The following is a 17,638-nucleotide window of genomic DNA, read 5'->3' on the forward strand; positions in this document are numbered from 1 at the left end:
TCTGCTAATGCAGACCGCTCTGCCGCTTAAAAGCCCCACTGGGGCTTTCATTGCTGCGCAAACGCGGACGCTCCGTCAGCCCATTTTCACGGGAAGGATTTTGACTAAAGCAATATCGGACAGCCCGAAGGCTGCCCGACATTACTTTTTTACAGGAGACTTTACAGCCCTATTCTGTTATATCTAAAAATAAATTACTCTGCGTACAGGGAAATGATATTCAGCACGATCTCGGTGCAGCGGTCCATCCGCTCCACGGTGGTGCACTCGCACACGCCGTGGAAGTTGAAGCCGCCGGTGCCCAGATTGGGGCAGGGCAGACCATTCCAGCTGAGGGTAGCGCCATCGGTGCCGCCGCGCACAGGCACCTCCACCGGCTCCAGACCGGCCATGCGTACAGCCTTGCGGGCAGTTTCGATGAGGTGGAAGTGGGGCTTGATCTTTTCCAGCATATTGCGGTAGCTGTCCTTGATCTCTACTTCTACGGTGCCTGCGCCGTACTTGCCGTTCAGGTAATCGGCAATGTCCTGCATGTTGTCCTTCTTGAACTGCAACTTGGCGGCATCGTGGTCGCGCAGAATGTAGCCCAGCTTTGCGGTGGTGACATCGCCGTACATCTGGCACAGGTGGTAGAAGCCCTGACGGCCCTCGGTGGTCTCGGGACGTGCCATCACGGGCAGAGCGCCGTGGAACTCCATGGCAACGTTGGAGGCGTTGATCATGGTGTCCTTGGCAGAACCGGGATGCACAGAGAAGCCGTGGACGGTTACGGTGGCAGCAGCGGCGTTAAAGTTCTCGTACTCGATGTCGCCGGCATCGCCGCCGTCCACCGTGTAGGCAAAGTCTGCACCAAAGCCGGGGATATCGAACAGGTCGGCACCCTCGCCGATCTCCTCGTCCGGGGTAAAGCCGATGCACAGCTTGCCGTGGGGGCGACCCTCGCGGATAACGGTCTCCACAGCGGTCATGATCTCAGCCACACCGGCTTTGTCGTCTGCACCCAGCAGGGTGGTGCCGTCGGTGGTGATCAGGGTCTCGCCCTTCATAGAGGCAAGAAAGGGGAAGGCGGAGACCTTCATCACCTTGCCGGTGGCGGGCAGCACCACATCGCCGCCGTCATAGTTCTCGTGCAGGATGGGGTTCACGTTCTCGCCGCTGGCATCCGGGGCGGTGTCCATGTGGGCGATCAGACCCAGTGCGGGCTTTTCCTCGCAGCCGGGGGTGGCGGGCAGGGAACCGTAGACGTAGCAGTGCTCGTCCACACGGGCATCCTCCACGCCCAGAGCCTTCAGTTCCTCCACCAGCTTGTGAGCCAGATCAAACTCCCGCGCAGTGGAAGGATGGGTACCGGACTCCGGGTCCGAGGTGGTGTAGACCTTGACGTAATCAAGCAGTCGTTCATAGGCGCGCATAACAAAGCACACTCCTTTAACAATATTGAAGGACCGCAGCTTTGCGATCCAGCTTCTATCATACCCTGTTTTTCCTGTTTTGACAACCTTTTTTGCGCACATGGGGCAGAAAGCACCGCTTCAACAACAAAATGAACAAAATTCACTATGAAAAAGCTGTCCTCCATCCGTAAACGTGCTACAATAAAGACATACTTACAAAGATGCAGGTCGCGCCGCACAGGCACGCATTCCGGTAAAGAAGGACCAGGAGGAGAATTTTATGGCAGTCAAAGTGTTTTTCTATACGCTGCGCCCCTACGATGAGCAGGGCATCTTGGAGAATCTGGCAAAGCAGCGGGGCATCGAGTACGGCTATACCGAGGCGTATCCTACCATGGAGAACGCCCAGTTGGCCGCAGGCTACGATGCGGTATCGCTGACACCCTGTGATATGAGCGCACCCATGCTGCAGCGCTTTCATGACCTTGGGGTGAAGGCCATCTGCTGCCGCTCCATCGGCTACGACCATGTGGATTTGGAAAAGGCGCGGGAGCTGGGCATGAAGGTTTCCAATGTGGATTATCCCCCCAACGGTGTGGCGAACTTTGCCATTATGCTCATGCTGATGAGCCTGCGCAAGGCGGGGCATATCCTCAAGCGCGGTGAGCTGCAGGACTACTCCCTGAAGGGCAAGATCGGCCGGGACATCTCCAACTGCACCGTGGGCGTTATCGGCACGGGGCGCATCGGGCAGACCGTGCTGAAGCACCTGTCCGGCTTTGGCTGTGAGCTGCTGGCCTACGACCTGTACCAGAACGATGAGGTGAAGAAGATCGCAAAGTATGTGCCGCTGGAGACCCTGATCGCGGAGAGCGATGTCATCACCCTGCACACTAACGCTACCGAGGAGAACCACCATCTGCTCAACGCCGATGCCTTTGCCAAGATGAAGCCCGGTGTGACCATCGTGAACACCGCCCGCGGCAAGCTGATCGACAGCGACGCTCTGCTGGCTGCGCTGGAAAGCGGGCAGGTGGGTGCTGCCGGTCTGGACGTGCTGGAAAACGAGAACGGCCTGTACTACTACGACCGCATGGGCGATGTGATCCCGAACCCGGAGCTGGCTGCCCTGCGCGCCATGCCCAACGTGATCCTGACCGACCACACAGCCTTTTACACTTACGAGGACGTGAAGAGCATGGTGCGCGGTGTGCTGGAAAGCGCCGCCGCCTTTGCCGAGGGCTCGCCCAGCCGGCACGATGTGACCAACCGCTGAGGAAGCATGAAATGCAAAAATCGGACAGACCACGGTCTGCCCGATTTTTGTTTGCGTTGATTTTTGCCCTAAAGCAGCAGCTTACTCAGCCAGAGCGGCGGCAACAGCTTTCAGGAAAAATGCCGTCCTCTGCCTGTAAAAATAGGACACAGGGGCAACTATGCTGCTCCGGTGTCCTGAACAGATCGATAAAAAACTCAGCCCAGACAGACGCCCATGCGGCGTGCCACGCTCAGCAGCTCGCAGTTTTCGGGCACATTGCGGGTCTTACCGGCAATGTCTGCCAGACGGTTCTCGGTCACACGGCGGTTTACCATGGCTACGGTCACGCCGTAGCGCTCCACCTCCACTAGCTGTGCGGCATAGCTGCCGAACTGGGTGGCCAGCACACGGTCGTAGGCGCTGGGGCTGCCGCCGCGCTGCATGTGACCCGGGATGCACACACGGGTCTCCATGCCGGTCTTTTTCTGCACGGCCTGTGCAATGCGGTTGGTGGCGGTGGTGCCAAGACCGGCCTCGGCACGCTTGGCCATCCAGTCCTTGCGTTTCATGCGGGCTTCCTCGGTGTTGATGGCACCCTCGGCCACGGCAAGGATGGAGAAGTTGGAGCCCTTCTTGGCGCGGCGCTCCACAGCCTCGCATACGCGGTCGATATCGTAGGGCAGCTCAGGCAGCAGGATGATGTCCGCACCGCCGGCAATGCCGGAGTACAGGGTAAGCCAGCCGGCCTTGTTGCCCATGATCTCAATGCACATCACGCGGCTGTGGCTGCCGGCGGTGGTGTGGATGCGGTCGATGACGTCCGTGGCGATGTCCACAGCGGTGTGGAAGCCGAAGGTCACATCGGTGCCGTAGATATCGTTGTCAATGGTCTTGGGCAGGCCGATGATGTTCAGCCCCTCCTGCGAAAGCAGGTTGGCGGTCTTGTGGGTGCCGTTGCCGCCCAGACACAGCAGGCAGTCGAGCTTTGCCGCCTTGTAGGTCTTTTTCATGGCGGCGACTTTATCAATATTGTCGTCCTCCACCACACGCATCAGCTTGAAGGGAGTGCGCTTGGTGCCCAGAATGGTGCCGCCTAAGGTCAGGATGCCGCGGAAGTCGTCCTCGTTCATCTCACGGTAGTCGCCGTTGATCAGACCGCTGTAACCGTTGGCGATGCCCACGATCTCCACGTTATCCCCCATGCGGGCGTACAGTGCTTTTGCAACGCCGCGGATGGTGGCGTTCAGGCCCGGGCAATCGCCGCCGGAAGTCAGGATACCAACACGTTTTTTCATTCAAATACCCTCTTTCATTATCATTCAGGCAAAGCCGAACGGTCCGGCAAAGGGTGCCGGGCTGACCGGGATCCTACATCTTTATAGTATTAGAGTATTCCGAAAGGGGAGTGCTGTCAAGAGAAAAACCAAAAATTTACAAGCCTGTGTGCAACGGAAAGCTGCTGTAAAAACTTTTACAGAAAAACTGAAAAAATGGTTGACAAGCAGCCCTCTGGCGTGTATAATATCCCTTGTCAGCGACGCACGGCGCGGCTGACAAAACCGAATATTGGGGATTTGCATAGTGGTAGTGCGGTAGACTCTGACTCTACTTGTGGGAGTTCGATTCTCTCATCCCCAACCAGTTACCGCAGCCGAATAAGCTGCGGTATTTTCGGGGCATAGCGCAGTTGGTAGCGCGCCTCGTTCGGGACGAGGAGGCCGTGGGTTCAAATCCCGCTGCTCCGACCAAAAAGACCAGTACACATTTGTGTACTGGTCTTTTTTTGCTTTTGCGCGAACAGACTGTAAAAAAGTGGCTCAGAAACGCCGACAGGTATTTCTGAGCCACTAATATTATATCGTTTCCAGCAATGCGGGCAACTGGGCAAGGTCGTCGATGACGTAGGGACTGGCCTTTTCCAGCCGGGTGCGGGACTGATGCCCGCCGGTGTACAGCACACAAGTCGCACCAATGGCAGCAGCCACTGCGGCGTCGTGGTCGGTGTCGCCGACCATCACGCAGGCCGCAGGGTCGATGCCGGTGCGGCGCAGATAATCGGTGCCAAGCTGTACCTTGCTTACACCGTAAATGTCCGCAAGGCCGAGCAACTCGGTAAAAAAGCCTTGCAGACCCCGGGCGGATACCTGCTCGATCAGGTAATCACGGCGGGAGGCAGAAAGCACAGCCTGCTGCCAGCCCATGCGGGCCAGCGTTTGCAGGGTGTCAACGGCGTGTGCCGTTACAGCGCAGCCGGGCACACCGGCGTTGTAATACTCCATAAAGCGGGCGGCAAGCTCCGGGTAGGGATGCCGCGCAAAGTCGAACCCGGCGCAGCGGTAGTAGTCCTCGATGGGAAAACCGAACAGCTCCCGGTAGGCAGCCAGATCGTACCGCTGGGGGTAGCCGTGGGTCTCCAGCATCCAGTTCAGGCAGCTGTGGGTAAAGTCCACATCGTCCATCAGGGTACCGTTCCAGTCCCAGAAGATCATACCGTTTGGCTGCATGGAAACCTCCTTGTGTTATTCCGTTGCAAACACTTTGCGCAGTGCGGCGTTGCTCTCGATCAACTTTACCAGCACAACGCCCAGCACCGTGCAGCTGATCACTTCGCCGATGCCCACCGAGATGCCGTTGGTGATGCAGGCCAGCCAGATGGGTGCACTGGACGTGGGGTCCGGGAACATGACGGCAATCTCAATGCCGATGATCACTGCGTTGAACAGCACCGGGGGCAGGCTGGCAGCAATGGCCAGACCCTTGAAGCGCACATTGCGCAGCTTGTAGGTGACAAGGCAGGCCAGCAGGGTAGCCAGTGTGCCAAAGATCACATCCACGATGGTGGAGCCCAGCAGGTTTGCAAGGAAGCAGCCCAGCACAACGCCCACGATGTACTCGGCACCGAACACGGGCAGCAGGCACAGAGCCTCGGCCACGCGCACCTGCACAGCACCATAGGAAAGGGGCTGCAATGCCAGACACAGCACCACATAGATGGCAGCCACCATGCCGCAGTGTACCAGTTTACGGACGGAAGAATTCTGATTCATGATAATACTCCAGCGGTTTGATTTTGACCGCACAGGAACCGCCAGCTCCTGTGGGTTTTGCCCAGCGCCGCTCGAGTGGCACCGGGGAGCCTAAAATCCTAAGTTGCTCTAAAGGAGCCGTGAAAAAACACAGCACAAGGGAGTATATCATAATTTTGGGCGGATTGCAATGAATTATTGCAGAATTGGGAACAGATGTAGGGTTTGGCTTGGACCCTTCCGGTAAAAAAGAGGTTTCGAAAAGCCCGCAGGCTTTTCGAAACCTCAAAGTAAAAATAGAATTACCGCTGAAATAGCCAGAGCGAAGCGGAGGCTATTAAAATCGCGTGTTACCCTCTGGGGTGGCCGGTATATGTCAGCGCTATGGTGTCGGGGCCGGTGTTGGCAGAGACCACGCCGCCCAGCTCAAACACGGCCAGCGGCGGCTTGCCAAAGGCCTTGCGGCAGGCCTTTTCCAGATCAGCGGCCTGCGGGATGTTGGTGTGGCCGATCATATACTCAAAATCCTCCACATCCCCGGCGCGCTTCTGGCACAGATCCACCATGGCGGGCACGACTTTTTCATCGCCGCGCACCTTAGCTTCCACCTTGGTCTTGCCGTCAATCAGGGTAATGATGGGACGGATGCCCATCAGCTCGCCCATGACGGCTGCGGCGGCAGAGATGCGGCCGCTCTTTTTCATCTGCCTCAGGCTGTAAGGCCCCAGCACGACCTCCATGCAGTTCATCTGCCGCTCAAACTCGTGGATGACGTGGCGGATCTCTGCGCCGTTCTGCAGCTTGCGTGCCATCTCGCACAGATACCAGCCGAACACCATAGAGTAGGTGTGGGGGTCCAGCAGATGGATGTTCAGATGATGCTCCGGGCGCTCCTCCCGCAGCATCCCCTGTGCCATCAGGGCGTTGTTGTAGGTGGAGGAGCCGGACTTGTTGATGGGCACATGGATGACATCCGTGTAGCCCTCGTCCACATACTGGCAGTATTTTTCACAGAACTGGATGGGCGTAATGGCGGCGGTAGAGGGCACACCCTTTGCCGCGCGCATCTTATCGTAGAATTCGGTGTTGGTGCAGTCCACACGCTCAACGTAGTCCACATCATCCAGCAGGATGTGGAAGCTCATGATATCAATGCCGTACTTTTCGGCCATCTCCTGCGGGATATCGCAGGAGGAATCGGTCAGAATTGCAATCTTGCTCATAGTGTCCCTCATTTCCATTCATAATCTCGTAAGTGGCCGTGGTCCAGCAGCTCCGGAAAATCCCACTGCCGCAGCACCTCGTACACGCCCACCGCCACGCTGTTGGAAAGATTCAGGCTGCGGCAGGTGTCCCGCATGGGCATGCGGATGCAGTGCTCCTGATTTTCCGCAAGCAGCGCCTCCGGCAGACCAGCATCCTCGCGGCCAAATACCAGATATGCCCCGTCCGGGTACTGTACATCGGTGTAGCGCTGGGGTGCCTTGGTGGTAAAGTAGTAGTAGGGGCCGTTGTTGCGGGCAAAAAAGTCCGCAAGGCCATCGTAATAGGTAATGTCCAGATAATGCCAGTAGTCCAGCCCGGCGTGTTTGAGCTTTTTGTCGTCAATGGCAAAGCCCATAGGCCCCACCAGATGCAGACGGCAGGCGGTGCAAGCACAGGTGCGCGCCACGTTGCCGGTGTTCTGGGGGATGCGGGGCTCCACCAGAACGATATTCAAAGTTGGTTTGTTCATCATAAGATGCCCTCCGGTTCCTCCCGCAGGGGGCACAGGCGGGGCAGCAGTGGCTCGAACCACACGCCGAAGCGGGTGTCCTGTGTGCAGGGTGTGCCCTGAATGGCCAGCGAAACAAATTCCGCTGCATTATCGGCAGCAGCGCTCAGGGCGTTGCCCTGCAGCAGCGAGCCGATGAGCACAGCGCCGTACAGATCCCCCGTGCCGGGGAAGCTGCGGCTGATGTGCAGCTTTTTGATGACGAAGCGGTCTGCGCCGGTACCGGCACAGCCGATGTACTTGCCCAGCGGCAGGCCGGTGACCACCGCGTTGGGGGCCAGCGGCTGCAACGCATCTGCCAGAGTCTGCGCAGCGGCATCGTCCAGCTGCTCGGTGACGGGCTGCTGCTGCAAAAGCAGCTGCGCCTCGGTGTAGTTGGGCAAGATCAGGTCTGCCGCGCGGCACAGGCTGCGGATGCGCTCGACCAGTGCCGGGGTGACGGTGGAGTAGGCCTTGCCGTTATCGCCCATCACAGGGTCCACCACCTTGTAGGCGGCAGGCCACAGGGCAAAGGCTTTTTCAGCCAGCGCTACCTGTGCTTCGCCGCCCAGATAGCCGGTATAGATACAATCAAATTGCAGCTCCAGCTCCTGATAGTGCTCCAGTGCGGCCATGCCGTAGGCACTGCCGTCCATCCGGGCGGGGGTGCCAAGGCCGCCGGTGTGAGTGGAAAGCACCACCGTGGGCAGTGCCACCGGCTGGAAGCCCATGACCGACAGTACAGGCAGGATCACCGCAAGGCTGCACCGGCCTACGCCGGACAAATCGTGGATGCAAAGGATCTTTTTGGGTTCAATGGGTTTTTGCAAATAGGAAAACCTCCTTGCTGAAAAGCCGCACGCAGCGGCTTATAAAAAGCATCATGCAACAGTATACCACAAATTGCAGCATAAAAAAAGCGTATACCAGATTCTTTTACGGAAATAATAGCACTGCAAGCCCTGTCATGACAGGCTGAAAGGAGAAATTCAGGATGAAACAGCGAGAAAATTCCGCCGCAGGCATGGTGGTGGGCATGGCCGCCGGTGCAGCCCTCGGGGCTGCCGGTGCCATGATGGCCACTCAGAGCAAGCGCCAGATGCGCCGCAACGTGCGCAAGGTGATGAAGGGTGCGGAAAACGCGGTGATGCAGCTGGATAAGATGGCCACCGACTTTGTGGAAAAGCACATCGACTGCTGAACAGCAAAAAGCGCCGTCCCGGATGGAACGGCGCTTTTTATCGTGCGTCTTATTTTGCCCAGATGCACATCCGGGCGGTAGTGTTGATCTCGCCCAGCAGGCTCAGATCCATCTGGATGTTGCAGGTCACGGTCAGCGACTTGTTTACATCGCTGCCGGTCAGCACCGAGGCGGGCAGGTTTTTGATGGTCAGGATGCCGTTGCCCTTTTCGATCTCGCCGATCAGGGTGCCGGTGTAGGTCACATCGCCGATGGTCAGGCCGGTCAGGTAACCGGTCACATTGAGCTTGGTCACCTGCTTGACGGGCAGCGTCAGGGTATAGGTGCCGTTGGACTGGCGGGTAAGGGAGGCCTCGCGGTCGGAATCAATGCCGGAGTTGGCCATGGATTCCTTATCGGACTTTTCCTTCCAGAATTTGACCCCCACGGGAGTGTTCGCGGCGGCAGAAGCGCCCAAGGTGAGCACACAGAACATCAGCAGTGTCAGCAGGGCAGCGCCGGTACGTTTTAAGGCAGTAGTCATGTTTTATCCTTTCTGCCGCAATTGCGGCATGGCGAAACAGAGTATATGATGCCCCATAAGGTACTGATTTGTCAATGCTAACATAACATGACCGGACGGCGTTGTCAATGCACCTTGGCAACCTTTCACAAAAATGTTTCGAATCCAACACAAAATGTAGAAAGTATGATAAAAAAGGACGCTGCGACGATGCAGCGTCCTTTTGGATGGTTACGTTATAGCGGCTCAGACCTCAAAGTTGGGGTCGTCCTTCAGCATGTGGATGTTGGACATAAAAGCGCTCTGCTCGGGATCGGTGAACTCGGCATCCTTCACATACTTGTTCAGCACAGCAGCGGTGCGCACGGGATCGGCAATGGTACCGGCACCGCCGATGCAGCCGCCGGGGCAGCCCATGCCTTCCAGCAGGTAGCCGTTGTACTTGCCGGCCTTGGCCAGCATCAGCAGCTTCTTGCAGTCGGCCAGACCCTGCGCGGAGGCGATCTTCACCTCCATGTCGGGACGCCATTCCTTGATCTTGTCGGCAACGGCCTTGGCAACGCCGCCGGACTGTGCAAAGCCGCGGCCGGCAGCAGAAGCGTAGCACAGATCCATCTCGGCGGGATCCACTTCCAAACTGTCCAGATCCAGATCCTTTGCCTCGATGATACCGGCCAGCTCCTCAAAGGTCAGCACGAAGTCCACGTCAGAGCGGACGGTGCGGCGGGAGGCCTCCAGCTTCTTGGCGGCGCAGGGTCCGATGAAGCACATACGAGCCTCGGGGTCAGCCTGCTTCATCATGCGGGCGGTGAACACCATGGGGGTCATGGTCATGGAGATGTTTTTGGCAAGGCCGGGGAAGGCATTCTTTGCCATCATGCTCCATGCCGGGCAGCAGGAGGTAGCCATGAAGTCCAGCTTCTCGGGCACTTCCTCAAGGAAGTCGTGTGCCTCGTCCACGGTGCACAGGTCGGCACCGATGGCAACTTCCACCACGTCACAGAAGCCGATGGCCTTCAAGGCAGCCTTCAGCTTGCCGGTGGAAGCCAGAGAGGGGAACTGGTTGATGAAGGCGGGAGCGACCAGCGCATAGATGCGGTCGCCGCGGTTGAAGCCCTGAATGAGCTGATAGATCTGACCCTTGTCGGCAATGGCACCGAAGGGGCAGTTCACCAGACACTGACCGCAGGATACGCACTTGCTGTAATCGATCTCGGCACGGCCCAGCTCGTCAGAGTGGATAGCGCCCATGCCGCAGGCAGCGGCGCAGGGGCGCTCGGTCTTGACGATGGCATTGTAGGGGCAGACGGTGACGCAGCGGCCGCACTTGATGCACTTATCCTGATCGATGGTGGAGCGGCCGCTCTCCCAAGTGATGGCCTTCTTGGGGCACACTTCCATACAGGGGTGTGCAAGGCAGCCCTGACACAGGTCAGACACCTTGACCAGTTTTTCGGGGCAGCGGTTGCAGGCAAACTTGATCACGTTGACCAGCGGGGGATCATAGTACTTATCGGCGATGGAAGCATCCTCCAGACCGGAGACCACGCTGTTGTGCTCGTCCATGCGGCGGGTGGGCAGACCCATAGCCAGACGCACGCGCTCCTCGACGATGGCACGCTCGAGGAAGATATCCTTGCGCAGCTTGCCCTCCTCACCGGGGATGATGGTATAGGGGATCTTGCGCATCAGGTGGTTGGCCTGCTCGCCCTTGACGTTGGCGTAAGCCATGCGGGCGACCTCGGTAAACACCTGACGGCGGATCTGGATGACCGTAGTATTGATTCCTCTGAAACTCATTCCAATCTCTCCTTGCTCAGAAACAGCCAAAAAAACGGAGCCGTCTGCCCTGCGTGCAGAACAAAAAACGGCGCTATACGGGCGCGGATGGTACCGTGCTGGTTGCTTACAGCACGCCGGACCCGATAAATCCATCTTCATTTTAACATAAAGACGTGCGTATGAAAAGGGCAAAACACAAAATTTGTTAAAAATTTATTGTATTCATGCGGATGCACAGAATGTATAAGTAAAATGAAAAATTTTCAGCAAAGTGCTGCACGCACCCGCTCGCCGTCGTAGCGGCCAAGCTTTACCCGCACGATCTGCCCGCTCTCGCAGCCGGGGGCAGAGACCACCACCGGGATGTACAGCCGGGTGTAGCCGGTAAACAGGGTGCCGGACAGGGGTGTTTCCAGCAGCACCTCGTCCTCGGTGCCCTCAAAGGCGGCCAGCGTCTCGCAGCGCACCTGCTCGGCTACGGCGTTCATGCGGCGGCTGCGCTCCTGCTTTTCCCGCTCGTGGATCTGATCCGGAAAATCGTAAGCCGGGGTGCCGCTGCGGCGGGAGTAGGGGAACACATGGACTTTGAGAAAGCCGATCTTTTTCAGAAATTCGCAGCTTTCCTCAAAGTCGTCTGCTGTCTCGCCGGGGAAGCCGCAGATACAGTCGGTGGTAAAGCTGACCGGTCGGCTGCCGTAGGCGGCGCGGATCTGCTCCACCACCTGTGCGTACTCCTGCGCGGTGTACACCCGGCGCATCCGTCGCAGGGTGGCGGTGCAGCCGCTCTGCAAACTCAGGTGGAACTGGGGGCAAAGCTTCTCCACCGCTGCCAAGCGGGAGATAAATTCCGGGGTGAGCATATCGGGGTCAAGGCTGCCCAGACGGATGCGCTCGATGCCCGGCACCTGTGCGCATTTTTCCACCAGTTCCACAAGGTTCGTGCCGGTGTCCAGCCCATAGCTGGGCAGGGAGATGGCGCTGAGCACCACCTCGCGGTAACCCGCAGCGGCCAGCTGGTGCAGCTCGGCCAGAATGCTCTCCTCGGCACGGCTGCGCACCGGCCCGCGGGCACGGGGGATGACGCAGTAGGCACACTGCCGGTTGCAGCCGTCCTCTACCTTGATAAAGGCGCGGGTGTGGGTCTCGAACCGTTCCACCGGCAGCTCCTCGAACTGCTCGCCGCGCTGGTGCGGGGCAATGGCTACGATGCGCTCGTGGCCGTCCAGCAGTTTTTGTACGTTCTCCAGAATGGCCTTGCGGTCGCCATTGCCGCACACAAGGTCGGCTTCCATGAACTGTGCGGCCTCCTCCGGGAAAGCCTGCGGGTAGCAGCCGGTCAGCACCGTTACCGCACCCGGATTCTCGCGCTTTTTGCGGCGCAGCCACTTGCGGCTTTTCTGGTCGCCGAAGTTGGTCACGGTGCAGCTGTTCACAATGAACACGTCCGCTGCTTCGCCTTCCTGCGCAATGGTAAAGCCGTGGGCGCGGAACAGCTGTTCCAGCGCGCCGGTCTCGTTCAGGTTGACCTTGCAGCCCAAGGTATAAAAACAAACTCGCATGAGAGGGGTTCCTTTCCACAAAATGGGATAAAAATAGGGTCTACTCTTCATTATATAACAAAACAACGGCAGTACGCAAGACCGGAATTGCACCGCCCGGCGGCAGAGGGTGGAAAAACGGCAGCAAAAAAGGGATGGACAAATGTCCATCCCCGGGAAAACCAGAATATCAGCCCTTGAGGGCAAGCAGCGCAATGGTAACCTTGCCATTTACGACGGTCAGGTTGTCGGTATAAGCCTTATCGATCTCAAGCTTAACTTGATTGTACGGCGGGTAGTTCAGCTTACTGTTGGCCAGCTCCAGTGCATCCTCTTCGGGAATCTTCGTCACGCCCTTGGGGAACTTCTGCTTGCCGGAGCTGACGCTCTTGCCGTTAACCAATACTTCGTAATCGACCTCGACCATGGCAAGCTTGACCGCGATGATCAGACTCTCCTTGCTGGTCTTCTCGTCCTTGATGAAGGTGAGAGAATTCGGGTAGCTGCTGTCAACAGACACATCGGCACCGCGGTACTCCTCGGGACCATGTTTCTTGACTAGATCCAGAGCCAGATTGATGTTGCCCTTTACAAAGTTGACTGCAATGCGAGGCAGAGTCTCGTGGAAAACCTCGTTATAGGTTTTGCCATCATCAACGCTGCCCATGATCACCAGCTCAATATTATCAAACCAGGAGCAGCCAGTCAGCATAGAAGCACCGGCGGTGGCAACCGCAGTAGCGCCAGCCAGTTTCAGGAAAGAACGGCGAGAAATCGTGCTCATAAAAATCCCTCCAAAATTTAATCAATACATCCAAAATGCAGAAGGTCTCTGCTACATACAGAATACCGCAGAATAAAGCGTTTTGCAACGGACGTGTTCACACTTTGTATATAAACACAGAATTCATGCGCCAAAACTGAACAAAATGCCCAGCGGCATACCGGCGCGGGCGGCGGCATACACTGCAAAAAGAGAGTTTGCGCGGGGAGGTATGAGGAATGGAACGGAGAAATCTGGCGCTGCTGTGCGCGGGGGTGGTCTGCTTCTGGTTGTTTGCACTGGCTTTCGGCACGGCGCAGGGCAAGGGGCTGCGCATCCAACCGGCGGTGCAGGCGCAGGCGGAACCGGCAGTGCAGACCCTGACAGTCACCCCGCCGCAGCTTACTCTGCCCTGCCGCGCGGCGATGCTCATTGACCAGACCAGCGGCACGGTACTTTACGAGATGAATGCAGACCAGACTATGCCCATCGCCTCCATTACCAAGGTGATGACCCTGCTGCTCACCTTTGAGGCGGTGCACGCCGGGCGGCTGACTATGGACACCGCCGTGCCGGTCAGCGAGCACGCCTACCACATGGGCGGCAGCCAAATCTGGCTGGAGCCCGGGGAGCAGTTCACACTGGACGAGATGCTCAAGGCCATCTGTGTGTCCTCGGCCAATGACGCAGCAGTGGCGGTGGCAGAGCTGGTGGGCGGCAGCGAGCCTGCCTTTGTGCAGCAGATGAACACCCGCGCCGCAGAGCTGGGCATGGAACACACCACCTTCCGCAACGCCTGCGGGCTGGACACCGAGGGACATCTTTCCACCGCACGGGATGTGGCCATCATGAGCCGCACTATCCTGAACACCTGCCCGGAGGTGCTGCACTATACCGGCATCTGGACGGACACTTTGCGGGGCGGGCAGACCCAGCTGGTGAACACCAATAAGCTGCTGCGGCGTTACAACGGCATCACCGGGCTCAAGACCGGCACCACCGGCGGAGCGGGGGTGTGCATTACCGCCAGCGCCACCCGGGACGGGCTGAACCTCATCGCCGTGGTGCTGGGTGCACCTTCCAGTAAGGAACGGTTCGAAGCCGCCACCACTCTGCTGGACTACGGCTTTGCGGCTTACCGCGCCGCACCGGTGCCCCTGCCGCAGGAGCGTCCGCTGCAATTAAAGGTAAAGGGCAGCACTGAGGAGACCGTGCCGCTGGATTATGCTGCCCTGCCGCAGACCGCGTTACTGCCCGCCGAAAGCGCCGGACAGCTGACCGTGCAGCTGGAACTGCCCGACACGCTGGAAGCCCCGGTGACCCGGGGACAGACAGTGGGCAAGGCGCAGCTGCTGTGCGGCGAAGCAGTACAGGGGGAGTACCCGGTGTGCGCCGCCGCCGATGCGCCGTGCATGGATTTTGGCACCGCGTTGCAGCTGCTGTGGGACAGCCTGCGGGGGACAGCAGCCTGACCCTGTGCCGAAAAAGGCGCTTCAGCGCACAAAAGTACGCCGGACGCCCGGCGGGACTGTTGGATACCTGAACAAATCTGGATGAAGAAACAAAAAAACACTATTAAAATTGTATGAAATCTAAGGAATTTGACCTTGACTTTACCCGGAGGGAACGGTACACTTATACCAAGATATTTCCTCGCAGGGCAAAGGCCCGGCAGATCGTTTGGAGGTTTTAATAAAATGAGTGTCGCACTGAACACGAAACACCTCTCCAGCTTCATCAGCGAAGAGGAATATGCAGCCATCTACCCGCAGGTAGAAGCCGCCCACAAGCAGCTGGAAGCCAAGAACGGCCCCGGCAGCGATTTTCTGGGCTGGATGACCCTGCCCCGGGATTACGACAAGGAAGAGTTCGCCCGCATCAAGGCAGCTGCTGCCAAGATCCGCGAGGACTCCGACGTTCTGGTCGTGGCCGGTATCGGCGGCAGCTATCTGGGCGCACGCGCTGTTGTGGAAGCCGTTAAGGGTATGTACCACAATGAGCTGGAGGATGGTCTGAAGATCTACTTCTGCGGCAACAGCATTAGCCCCACCTACCTGAACAACATCATCAGCCTGTGCAAGGGCAAGCGCTTCTCCATCAACGTCATCTCCAAGTCCGGCACCACCACCGAGACCTCTCTGGCCTTCCGTGTGCTGCGCGAGCTGCTGGAAAAGGAGATGGGCGTGGAGGAAGCCAACAAGCGCATCTACGCCACCACCGACCGTGCCAAGGGCACCCTGAAGCAGCTGGCTGACGCACAGGGCTGGCCTACCTTTGTAGTTCCCGATGACGTGGGCGGCCGCTACTCCGTGCTGAGCGCCGTGGGTCTGCTGCCCATCGCCGCTGCCGGCATCGACATCGATGCTCTGATGCAGGGCGCTGCCGACGCTATGGAGCGCTTCTCCGTGCTGAGCCCCGACAATGACGCCTACAAGTACGCCGCTATCCGCAACATCCTGTACCGCAAGGGCAAGGCTGTGGAGATCCTGGAGTGCTACGAGCCGGACTTCACCCTGATGAACGAGTGGTACAAGCAGCTGTTCGGCGAGAGCGAGGGCAAGGACAACAAGGGCCTGTTCCCCGCAAGCTGCATCTTCTCTACCGACCTGCACTCCATGGGTCAGTTCATTCAGGAAGGTGCCCGCATCATGTTCGAGACCATCGTGGACGTGAAGAAGCCCGCACAGGATCTGTTCATCGACCCGCTGGAGGGCAATTTTGACGGCCTGAACTTCCTTGCAAACCAGAACATGAGCGTGGTCAACCGTAAGGCTATGGAAGGCACCATTCTGGCACACACCGATGGCGGCGTGCCCGAGGTGCTGATCGAGGTGGACGATCTGTCTGCTTATAATGTGGGCTACCTGATCTATTTCTTCTGGCGTGCCTGCGCCTGCAGCGGCTATCTGCTGAGCGTGAACCCCTTCAACCAGCCCGGTGTGGAAAGCTACAAGAAGAACATGTTCGCCCTGCTGGGCAAGCCCGGCTACGAGGGTCTGACCGCAGAGCTGGAAGCAAAGCTGAAGTAAAAGCTGAACGTAAAAAATGATCTCCCGCCGCAAGGCGTGGAAAATACAGGAGGACTGAACTATGATTAAACTGATTGTTGGTACCAAGGGCTCCGGCAAGACCAAGGCTATGATCGACCAGATCAACGACGCGGTCAAGACCTCCAAAGGCAATGTTGTTGTTGTGGAAAAGGGCATGAAGCTCACCTACGACATCGCTCCTGCAGCACGTCTGATCGATCTGGACGAGTACAAGATCTCCGGCGGCGAAATGCTGTACGGCTTTGTGGCCGGCCTGATGGCAAGCAACTACGACATCACCGACCTGTACATTGACGGCATCCTGAAGGTGCTGGATCACGATATCAACCGTCTGGGCGTTGTGCTGGACGAGATGGCAGCCATTGCCGGCGACAGCGTCAAGGTCACCGTGACCGTCAGCGCAGACGAGGCCGCACTGCCCCATGATGTGAAGAAGTACCTGTAATTTGATAAAAGAACAGGGCTAAAGGCTTTTCCAACAGGCAGAAGACCGGAGAAAAATAAATTTTTTCGGTTTTCTGCCTGTTTTGGTGTTGACAAAGGGTTGCTTTGGCGCTATACTAACAAAGCAGCCTTTTCAGAGGTGTACTATGCAATTTGACCTGAGAAAGTTTATCGCGACCGGTGTAAAACCGTACCATGCAGAGTTTCAGTGTGATTTATCTGCGTACGATTATGCCGGTGCAAGGATCCCGCAGCCGGTCACAGCCGTCTTTGACGCGCAGACCGATGGCGACGAGGTCCAGATAACGTTGCGGGCAAAGGCATCGGTGCACGGAGAGTGCGCCCGCTGTCTGGACCCGGTCACCCGGGAAGAGACAGTCGATACGGAGTGGATCGTCAAGGAGCGGGATCTGGATGACCCGGATTTCGATCTTCCGCTGGACGAAAAAGGACATTTGGACGTGGACGAATGGCTTAATCAGGAGTTTATGTTCCAGATCCCCACGGTGCTGCTTTGCAGCCCCGACTGCACAGGGCTTTGCCCGCAGTGCGGTAAGAAAAAGGCGGAATGCACCTGCCCACCGGCAGAGCAGACCGATGCCCCCGTAGACACTAGGCTCGCGATCCTTAAATCACTGCTGAACAGATAAACCCATCAAGGAGGTGCAAAAATATGGCAGTACCTAAGAGACATCTTTCCAAGGCCCGCCGCGACAAGCGTCGCAGCAATGTTTGGAAGCTGGAGGCCCCCGCACTGGTGAAGTGCAGCAACTGCGGCTCTCTGAAGCTCCCCCACCAGGCATGTGGCAACTGCGGTTACTACAAGGGCGAGGAAGTCATCAAGAAAGCCTAATTTGCGCGTAATTGGTGGCATAATGGTGTTATGTACAGAAGGGGAGGGCGCAAAGCCTTCCCCTTCTTGTGCTT

Annotated in this window: 18 protein-coding genes, 2 tRNA genes and 1 riboswitch; of the genes, 9 read left to right on the plus strand and 11 right to left on the minus strand. The window is 57.9% G+C overall.

Translation table 11 applies throughout. From position 1 onward, the window contains the following. Positions 1-194 precede the first annotated feature (194 nt). Entirely contained in the window at positions 195-1,412 is a 1,218-nt protein-coding gene (pepT, locus tag WMO44_RS06785) for a peptidase T (RefSeq protein ID WP_349152125.1), read from the minus strand. A 262-nt stretch (positions 1,413-1,674) separates the two neighbouring features. On the opposite strand from pepT, the gene WMO44_RS06790 reads away from it, so the two are divergent. After that, positions 1,675-2,670, plus strand: coding sequence for a D-isomer specific 2-hydroxyacid dehydrogenase family protein (locus WMO44_RS06790; protein WP_349152126.1), 996 nt, complete (start codon positions 1,675-1,677; stop codon positions 2,668-2,670). Between the two features lie 197 nt (positions 2,671-2,867). Here WMO44_RS06790 and WMO44_RS06795 read toward each other — a convergent pair whose 3' ends face one another. Continuing rightward, the gene (locus WMO44_RS06795; RefSeq protein ID WP_005924931.1) at positions 2,868-3,947 is read right to left on the minus strand and encodes a 6-phosphofructokinase; all 1,080 of its coding nucleotides are present in this window, start codon (positions 3,945-3,947) and stop codon (positions 2,868-2,870) included. A gap of 272 nt (positions 3,948-4,219) precedes the next feature. Here WMO44_RS06795 and WMO44_RS06800 point away from each other — a divergent pair. Further along, positions 4,220-4,293: transfer RNA gene (locus WMO44_RS06800), tRNA-Gln, on the plus strand. 31 nt (positions 4,294-4,324) lie between these two features. Beyond that, positions 4,325-4,400, plus strand: a tRNA-Pro gene (locus WMO44_RS06805). A gap of 105 nt (positions 4,401-4,505) precedes the next feature. Here WMO44_RS06805 and WMO44_RS06810 read toward each other — a convergent pair. The 5 genes from WMO44_RS06810 to WMO44_RS06830 all read right to left on the minus strand — a co-directional run bounded on the left by WMO44_RS06810 (position 4,506) and on the right by WMO44_RS06830 (position 8,261). Next, the gene (locus WMO44_RS06810; RefSeq protein WP_349152127.1) at positions 4,506-5,156 is read right to left on the minus strand and encodes an HAD family hydrolase; all 651 of its coding nucleotides are present in this window, start codon (positions 5,154-5,156) and stop codon (positions 4,506-4,508) included. Between the two features lie 15 nt (positions 5,157-5,171). Continuing rightward, the gene (locus WMO44_RS06815; RefSeq protein WP_349152128.1) at positions 5,172-5,699 is read right to left on the minus strand and encodes a QueT transporter family protein; all 528 of its coding nucleotides are present in this window, start codon (positions 5,697-5,699) and stop codon (positions 5,172-5,174) included. Positions 5,700-5,706: 7 nt separating this feature from the next. Then, a riboswitch (PreQ1-III riboswitch) is annotated at positions 5,707-5,808 on the minus strand. Between the two features lie 220 nt (positions 5,809-6,028). After that, on the minus strand, positions 6,029-6,919 hold the full coding sequence (locus tag WMO44_RS06820; RefSeq protein ID WP_330220871.1) for a DegV family protein: 891 nt from the start codon (positions 6,917-6,919) through the stop codon (positions 6,029-6,031). Continuing rightward, a complete protein-coding gene (locus WMO44_RS06825) occupies positions 6,910-7,416 on the minus strand; it encodes a tRNA (cytidine(34)-2'-O)-methyltransferase (protein WP_097779495.1) in 507 nt (168 codons plus the stop codon). The genes WMO44_RS06820 and WMO44_RS06825 overlap by 10 nt, the downstream gene beginning before the upstream one ends. Then, complete coding sequence (locus tag WMO44_RS06830) at positions 7,413-8,261, minus strand: bifunctional hydroxymethylpyrimidine kinase/phosphomethylpyrimidine kinase (protein ID WP_118658827.1); 849 nt, start codon at positions 8,259-8,261, stop codon at positions 7,413-7,415. The genes WMO44_RS06825 and WMO44_RS06830 overlap by 4 nt, the downstream gene beginning before the upstream one ends. 164 nt (positions 8,262-8,425) lie before the next feature. Between WMO44_RS06830 and WMO44_RS06835 the strand changes: the two genes are divergently transcribed. Then, on the plus strand, positions 8,426-8,632 hold the full coding sequence (locus WMO44_RS06835; RefSeq protein WP_097779496.1) for a hypothetical protein: 207 nt from the start codon (positions 8,426-8,428) through the stop codon (positions 8,630-8,632). A 49-nt stretch (positions 8,633-8,681) separates the two neighbouring features. Here WMO44_RS06835 and WMO44_RS06840 read toward each other — a convergent pair whose 3' ends face one another. The 4 genes from WMO44_RS06840 to WMO44_RS06855 all read right to left on the minus strand — a co-directional run bounded on the left by WMO44_RS06840 (position 8,682) and on the right by WMO44_RS06855 (position 13,238). Next, positions 8,682-9,155: a pilin gene (locus WMO44_RS06840; RefSeq protein WP_349152129.1), complete on the minus strand. Its 474-nt coding sequence runs from the start codon at positions 9,153-9,155 to the stop codon at positions 8,682-8,684. 225 nt (positions 9,156-9,380) lie between these two features. Continuing rightward, the gene (locus WMO44_RS06845; protein WP_349152130.1) at positions 9,381-10,934 is read right to left on the minus strand and encodes a 4Fe-4S dicluster domain-containing protein; all 1,554 of its coding nucleotides are present in this window, start codon (positions 10,932-10,934) and stop codon (positions 9,381-9,383) included. Positions 10,935-11,179: 245 nt separating this feature from the next. Beyond that, on the minus strand, positions 11,180-12,475 hold the full coding sequence (gene mtaB / locus WMO44_RS06850; RefSeq protein ID WP_349152131.1) for a tRNA (N(6)-L-threonylcarbamoyladenosine(37)-C(2))-methylthiotransferase MtaB: 1,296 nt from the start codon (positions 12,473-12,475) through the stop codon (positions 11,180-11,182). Between the two features lie 169 nt (positions 12,476-12,644). Further along, the gene (locus tag WMO44_RS06855) at positions 12,645-13,238 is read right to left on the minus strand and encodes a twin-arginine translocation signal domain-containing protein (RefSeq protein ID WP_349152132.1); all 594 of its coding nucleotides are present in this window, start codon (positions 13,236-13,238) and stop codon (positions 12,645-12,647) included. Positions 13,239-13,456: 218 nt separating this feature from the next. Here WMO44_RS06855 and WMO44_RS06860 point away from each other — a divergent pair, with 218 nt between their 5' ends. The 5 genes from WMO44_RS06860 (at position 13,457) to rpmF (ending at position 17,564) form a co-directional block, all read left to right on the plus strand. Then, complete coding sequence (locus tag WMO44_RS06860) at positions 13,457-14,689, plus strand: D-alanyl-D-alanine carboxypeptidase family protein (RefSeq protein ID WP_349152133.1); 1,233 nt, start codon at positions 13,457-13,459, stop codon at positions 14,687-14,689. A 225-nt stretch (positions 14,690-14,914) separates the two neighbouring features. Then, on the plus strand, positions 14,915-16,246 hold the full coding sequence (locus WMO44_RS06865; protein WP_005920256.1) for a glucose-6-phosphate isomerase: 1,332 nt from the start codon (positions 14,915-14,917) through the stop codon (positions 16,244-16,246). A gap of 61 nt (positions 16,247-16,307) precedes the next feature. Then, a complete protein-coding gene (locus WMO44_RS06870) occupies positions 16,308-16,712 on the plus strand; it encodes a hypothetical protein (protein WP_005944262.1) in 405 nt (134 codons plus the stop codon). Between the two features lie 145 nt (positions 16,713-16,857). Continuing rightward, complete coding sequence (locus WMO44_RS06875; protein WP_118658822.1) at positions 16,858-17,361, plus strand: YceD family protein; 504 nt, start codon at positions 16,858-16,860, stop codon at positions 17,359-17,361. Between the two features lie 23 nt (positions 17,362-17,384). Further along, positions 17,385-17,564 (plus strand): 50S ribosomal protein L32, encoded by a 180-nt coding sequence (gene rpmF, locus WMO44_RS06880; RefSeq protein ID WP_005920250.1) that lies wholly within the window; start codon positions 17,385-17,387, stop codon positions 17,562-17,564. Positions 17,565-17,638: the final 74 nt, after the last annotated feature.

The sequence above is a fragment of the Faecalibacterium tardum genome, from assembly GCF_040096515.1.
Classification (GTDB): Bacteria; Bacillota; Clostridia; order Oscillospirales; family Ruminococcaceae; genus Faecalibacterium; species Faecalibacterium tardum.

Bases quoted from the DNA above. Each gene is read 5' to 3' on its own strand.
- WMO44_RS06835 (WP_097779496.1), top strand. From the start codon at position 8,426: ATGAAACAGCGAGAAAATTCCGCCGCAGGCATGGTGGTGGGCATGGCC.
- WMO44_RS06875 (WP_118658822.1), top strand. From the start codon at position 16,858: ATGCAATTTGACCTGAGAAAGTTTATCGCGACCGGTGTAAAACCGTAC.
- WMO44_RS06790 (WP_349152126.1), top strand. From the start codon at position 1,675: ATGGCAGTCAAAGTGTTTTTCTATACGCTGCGCCCCTACGATGAGCAG.
- WMO44_RS06825 (WP_097779495.1), bottom strand. From the start codon at position 7,416: ATGATGAACAAACCAACTTTGAATATCGTTCTGGTGGAGCCCCGCATC.
- WMO44_RS06840 (WP_349152129.1), bottom strand. From the start codon at position 9,155: ATGACTACTGCCTTAAAACGTACCGGCGCTGCCCTGCTGACACTGCTG.
- WMO44_RS06795 (WP_005924931.1), bottom strand. From the start codon at position 3,947: ATGAAAAAACGTGTTGGTATCCTGACTTCCGGCGGCGATTGCCCGGGC.
- WMO44_RS06815 (WP_349152128.1), bottom strand. From the start codon at position 5,699: ATGAATCAGAATTCTTCCGTCCGTAAACTGGTACACTGCGGCATGGTG.
- WMO44_RS06820 (WP_330220871.1), bottom strand. From the start codon at position 6,919: ATGGAAATGAGGGACACTATGAGCAAGATTGCAATTCTGACCGATTCC.
- WMO44_RS06870 (WP_005944262.1), top strand. From the start codon at position 16,308: ATGATTAAACTGATTGTTGGTACCAAGGGCTCCGGCAAGACCAAGGCT.
- rpmF (WP_005920250.1), top strand. From the start codon at position 17,385: ATGGCAGTACCTAAGAGACATCTTTCCAAGGCCCGCCGCGACAAGCGT.
- WMO44_RS06855 (WP_349152132.1), bottom strand. From the start codon at position 13,238: ATGAGCACGATTTCTCGCCGTTCTTTCCTGAAACTGGCTGGCGCTACT.
- pepT (WP_349152125.1), bottom strand. From the start codon at position 1,412: ATGCGCGCCTATGAACGACTGCTTGATTACGTCAAGGTCTACACCACC.
- WMO44_RS06865 (WP_005920256.1), top strand. From the start codon at position 14,915: ATGAGTGTCGCACTGAACACGAAACACCTCTCCAGCTTCATCAGCGAA.
- mtaB (WP_349152131.1), bottom strand. From the start codon at position 12,475: ATGCGAGTTTGTTTTTATACCTTGGGCTGCAAGGTCAACCTGAACGAG.
- WMO44_RS06860 (WP_349152133.1), top strand. From the start codon at position 13,457: ATGGAACGGAGAAATCTGGCGCTGCTGTGCGCGGGGGTGGTCTGCTTC.
- WMO44_RS06810 (WP_349152127.1), bottom strand. From the start codon at position 5,156: ATGCAGCCAAACGGTATGATCTTCTGGGACTGGAACGGTACCCTGATG.
- WMO44_RS06845 (WP_349152130.1), bottom strand. From the start codon at position 10,934: ATGAGTTTCAGAGGAATCAATACTACGGTCATCCAGATCCGCCGTCAG.